2 protein-coding genes are annotated in these 500 nt (G+C 50.4%); both read right to left on the bottom strand.

Features of this window, described 5'->3' with window-relative positions:
• Window positions 1-245 (bottom strand): HAD family hydrolase (locus NE664_13325; protein MCQ4727613.1); only part of this gene is annotated, 245 nt, incomplete at its 3' end.
• 20 nt (window positions 246-265) lie between these two features.
• On the bottom strand, window positions 266-500 hold a 235-nt coding region (locus NE664_13320; GenBank protein ID MCQ4727612.1), incomplete at its 5' end, for an amidohydrolase family protein.

Raw genomic sequence — 500 nt, 5'->3', positions numbered from 1 at the left:
CCATGGGCCTCAAACACGGCGCCGAATCTGGTATCCGTGATATGGTCTTTCGTAATGAGACCTTTCTCATAGGCATCCCATAAGCCGCGGTTCACCCTGCGGTACGTTCCGATTAAATCCGCCGTCCGGCATCCCCCGCTTTCTTCATACTCTTTGAACACACTGGCAAGCCCGCGTTCCTCCGCAGAGTCAAAATCGAGAAGCGTTCCGTCCACGTCGAAAAGGATGGTCGTATATTGTTTCATGAAAGTTTCCCCCTCCGGCCTTATTCTCCATCCCGATACACGATTTTCCCGTCACAGATTGTATATTTTACTTTTCCATACAGTCTGCTTCCGGTAAACGGTGAATTAGAAGATTTTGATGCAAATTCCCCTACGGTCCACTCTTCCTCCGGATCAAAGAGCACCAGGTCCGCCGCCTTTCCTTCTTCCACAGAACCGGAATCCAGATGATAGAGCTTCGCCGGATTAAGGCTCATCTTCTCCATCAGCTGAAGC

Source organism: Anaerotignum faecicola (assembly GCA_024460105.1).
Taxonomy (GTDB): Bacteria; Bacillota; Clostridia; order Lachnospirales; family Anaerotignaceae; genus JANFXS01.
Note: the sequence above shows the minus strand (reverse complement) of the source record. Positions and strands in the feature narration are given on the sequence as shown.